The following is a 3,898-nucleotide window of genomic DNA, read 5'->3' as shown; positions in this document are numbered from 1 at the left end:
CTCCGTTTTTCATGAAACCGGCTGAGAAATGCTCACACTGCCAGAAGCCTCTTGGCTACTAGTCTTGCATTGGTGAGGGGCACGAGCACCTCACCAAACAACAAATCGCCTCATGCCGTAAGACCTTTGGGGCTATTTTTCCGACAAGGCCTTACCTGAAAACTGAATTCCCTGCCAACCGTACTTCATGAAATTTCGAATGTTTTTGTGATCATCCCCATCAGGGTTTTGGAGAACGTCTTCACGGTAGAAGTCGCCGAAACACGCCAATGTTTCTGCCTCAGAGAGTTGGTGAAGGTGTGCGAAGGCAAAGATGCGGCATGAGCCTTCGTTGCTGCCTGCTGTATTGACCAGCGTTTCGTTACCCAACCCATTGGAGAAGGTTGTGGGAGTATAGTGGTAGTGTTGCTGGATAATGTCGATGACAGTATCAAAGCCTATTTGTTCAGGGGACTGTTTGATCTTGTTGAGTAGCGCTTCCATGGCGGTACATCTCCATCATGTAGGTTAAGTCAGAAATTGATAATAGACGAGTAAGGAAACAGCTGGTATTCCGGCGGACAAAAGGGCCACCATAGCCCTTTTAATCTAATTGCGTTTCCTATCAGGCGATCAAGATAAGTGCAGAAGCTTAGCGTTGATTCTGCTTTCGTGCCTGCTGCTTTAACTCAAAATCAAGCTCATCAGGATAAACAACTAAGCCATCTTCATCCTGATTCGGGAAAATCACCACAGCCAGTTCGTCATCTTCCAGGCCGTGAGTCCAGCGGCTGTGCCATTTGTTCAGAGAAATAGCTTCGGCCTTACAAGATTCCCACTCTCCAGTTGCCCATGACTCAGCAAATTCCTTGTTCGGCCATACGGGAACACAATCTTCGTCGTCCGTATTTAACATGACACAGCCATGTTCATCAGTCAGAATCCAGATCTGGCGGTTAGAAACAACTTCTTTCACCAGGTACTTGTAACGCTTCTCCGCATCGTAGGCCTGGATAGCCGTGATCTGAGACGAGTCTAATGGGTTGGACATGTATTCATTCCTGTTACTGCTTATTTTAAGCGTTATAGCATAGAGGAAAATTAGACTTTAGTCATTGAAAGTGGCCCCGGCTTCTTAAGCCGGGGTGAATAGGAGAGGGGTTATTTCAGGGTATATGGGATACGAACGGAAAGTTGGAAATCTGGAGCATCTGCGGTAATGCCGGCTGTTGCACCAACATTGATGGTAGTATCTCTGTCGATGGCATAGTTGGCACCAAACGAGAGGGAGTCTAGCTGCAGTAGTTTAGCGTCACTGGCTGTTGTTCCATTGATTTTGGACTTTAGGATAGTTTTGTGACTTAAGCCGAGACTGAATGAGAACTTGGGGTTCACGGCAAAGCCCATACCTGCGCTAAATGCTATGGTATCGCCTAAGTCGATGGTATCGACGCGGATATTTTCAGTGTTGTCATCATCGTCAGTTATGTCGATATCGACCTCGACGTCATCTTTGATATTCCAGATATAACTGAAGTTCATGAAAATGACGGCGGGATCGATAGGCATGATCATGGTGATACCGGGCTCGATGCTGGGGAAGCCGGAGCCTGTAGGCAGCTCTTCAAAGTCATTCAGGCTATTAATAGGCACATCATAGGGTGACTTGCCCGTCGTGCTCTTGAAGCGTAGGCTGCCGATCCAGTAGGGGGCCTCTTTCATGTTTATCTGGTATTTGAAGGCAGCTTCAATATCGCCAATATCGTTACCGTCAACAGTACGCAGGGTTGCTGCATTAGAACCACTGTTCAGGTCCCGCTCAGAAATGGAATCAGTGCGGTAGACCCAGGGAATACGTGCCTCAACCTCTAGCCGGTTAGTGATGCCGTAACGCCCGGTTAGCCCGAAGGTTAGTGTCGTCCGATCAATATCACTGGCTCGTATTAACCCGACAATGAGCGAAGGAAGAACGGTATAGCCAACAACCGATACTGAGTTAGATGAGTTCTGGGTATATGACAAAGAAGTATCAAGAACGAAAGAGCCTTTAGGCGTCAAAACACCTGGTTGCTCGAGAATATCGGCAACGGTTTGTACTCGCTTGGGCTTTTCACTTTCCTTGGACGCCTTTGATTCTTCCGCCGAAGCAGCTATTGGAAATAAAGCAAGAAGCGCAATATAGCTTATTTTATTGAAAATACTCACGATTCCCTCACTTATATAACAAGTGTATGCCCCTAAAAAATCATATGAAGTTGTATGTTTATACTCATACAAGCTAATAAGAAAAGGGTAGTATAAATGAGAAAAAGTTGTCACCTGAGAATCTTAAATAAGTGTCTTATCACTGAGATGTTTACGTTACTTTATTATTTTAATTAAAGGTAAGAAAATTTCTCAAAAAATCAAATTAGTCATTCTAAAGTTGAGACAGTTTATTATCTTTAAGGCGTTATAAAGTAAGGTGATTAAAGCAAAAAACTTATATTCAAATAGCAGTGCTTTTATTAAAAATAATACAAAAGTACGAGTGGCGAAAACTATGATTAAGTTATCTCGCGAACTAACGCGAGTGATTATAAAAAATAACAACTCATTATATTTGGAGTAGGATCATGCGTAAAACAAATATCGCACTATTAGTAGCAGTTGTTAGCTCACCTCTAGCATTAGCAAATGACCCATATGATTACGGTCATGATCCATATGGTGGTTCAAGTTACGATTCAGGCTATGACTCTGGTCATAGTGACGCTGATAAAACAATTACAGATTCTTTTAACACAGATGTTGAAAAGACTTTAACTGTTACATACGAGAAGGATTTGACAGTTAAGGATAGTTTCAATGACGATAGTGATTACATGTTGCTGTATGATGTAAATAATAAAGACATTTACGAACTTACTGATAATAGTGAGTACGACAATAGTAAGCATATCACTATTGATATCGAAGAAAACTACTACATGGCAACTTCTTACCTAGACGGTGCCGTTACATACAGTGAAGTCACATACGGCGGTGCTTGCTGTGATGGTCATGGTTACTATGGTGATGGATATGGTGACCCAGTACAGAATACGCTGAATGTTACCCAGAGCAATACTATGCAAGATGCATTTACGGGAGCATCTGGTATCAACATTGCTGGTCAGAATGCGGGTAATAACTCGTTGGTTCAGCAAAGTGCTAGCACTAATGCAATGTTAACCAGTCAATAACACATAACTGAGGGTTGTTAATCAACCCTCAGGAGGAAGTCATGAAATATTTAACACTGATAGCAGTTGCTCTTTTTTCAAGTGGGGGTATTGCAGATGAGTTGGATATTCTAGCAAGCTCTGAAGCATTGAGTGATGATTTTATGACTCAGTCTCGTGGCGGTCAATACGAGTTGAAGATTGATAACATACACGCAAGCTCAGATATGTATGGCGATGTTGCAGGTAATGGGGCTTACAATAATACGACAGGTGACAATATTATTGACTCGGGGTCATTTAGTAATGCATCTGGTGTGTTAAATGTAGTCCAAAACACTGGTAACAATGTGTTAATTCAAAATGCGACCGTGGTTAACCTGACATTGAAGTAGATTGTTAGTTTATCTATGCTGACATATTAACAGTATGTCAGCGACCAATAAAACTAAAATAATGTTATTTGGTTTCGCAGGACAAGATAACAATACTTCTTTTGTTATATGGTTATGTTGTTACTAATTATTAGGATAATACACAAAAAGTAATGATATAACGTTATTGCACGGATATTAAAATAAAAACTGATAATGTTTGGAGTAATATCATGCGTAAAAATAAAATTATGCTGATTGCGGCACTTGTGGCTTCACCATTTGCCCTTGCAGATGACCATGGGTATGGTTATTACGACCACGATGGTGACATCACGATTG

Annotated in this window: 5 protein-coding genes; 2 read left to right on the top strand and 3 right to left on the bottom strand. The window is 41.9% G+C overall.

Annotation, left to right across the window (positions count from 1 at the left end; all coding sequences use genetic code 11):
* Positions 1-132 precede the first annotated feature (132 nt).
* The 3 genes from MHN01_RS19250 to MHN01_RS19240 all read right to left on the bottom strand — a co-directional run bounded on the left by MHN01_RS19250 (position 133) and on the right by MHN01_RS19240 (position 2,178).
* Positions 133-483 (bottom strand): HopJ type III effector protein, encoded by a 351-nt coding sequence (locus MHN01_RS19250; protein ID WP_239412829.1) that lies wholly within the window; start codon positions 481-483, stop codon positions 133-135.
* A gap of 148 nt (positions 484-631) precedes the next feature.
* The gene (locus MHN01_RS19245; protein ID WP_239412828.1) at positions 632-1,030 is read right to left on the bottom strand and encodes a DUF2750 domain-containing protein; all 399 of its coding nucleotides are present in this window, start codon (positions 1,028-1,030) and stop codon (positions 632-634) included.
* 110 nt (positions 1,031-1,140) lie between these two features.
* Positions 1,141-2,178: a transporter gene (locus MHN01_RS19240; protein ID WP_239412830.1), complete on the bottom strand. Its 1,038-nt coding sequence runs from the start codon at positions 2,176-2,178 to the stop codon at positions 1,141-1,143.
* A 416-nt stretch (positions 2,179-2,594) separates the two neighbouring features.
* On the opposite strand from MHN01_RS19240, the gene MHN01_RS19235 reads away from it, so the two are divergent.
* Complete coding sequence (locus tag MHN01_RS19235; RefSeq protein ID WP_239412827.1) at positions 2,595-3,203, top strand: hypothetical protein; 609 nt, start codon at positions 2,595-2,597, stop codon at positions 3,201-3,203.
* A gap of 41 nt (positions 3,204-3,244) precedes the next feature.
* Complete coding sequence (locus tag MHN01_RS19230; protein WP_239412826.1) at positions 3,245-3,577, top strand: carbon storage regulator; 333 nt, start codon at positions 3,245-3,247, stop codon at positions 3,575-3,577.
* Positions 3,578-3,898 lie beyond the last annotated feature (321 nt).

Source organism: Photobacterium sp. OFAV2-7, from assembly GCF_022347985.1.
Classification (GTDB): Bacteria; Pseudomonadota; Gammaproteobacteria; order Enterobacterales; family Vibrionaceae; genus Photobacterium.
This window is presented reverse-complemented; position numbering and strand designations above follow the sequence as displayed.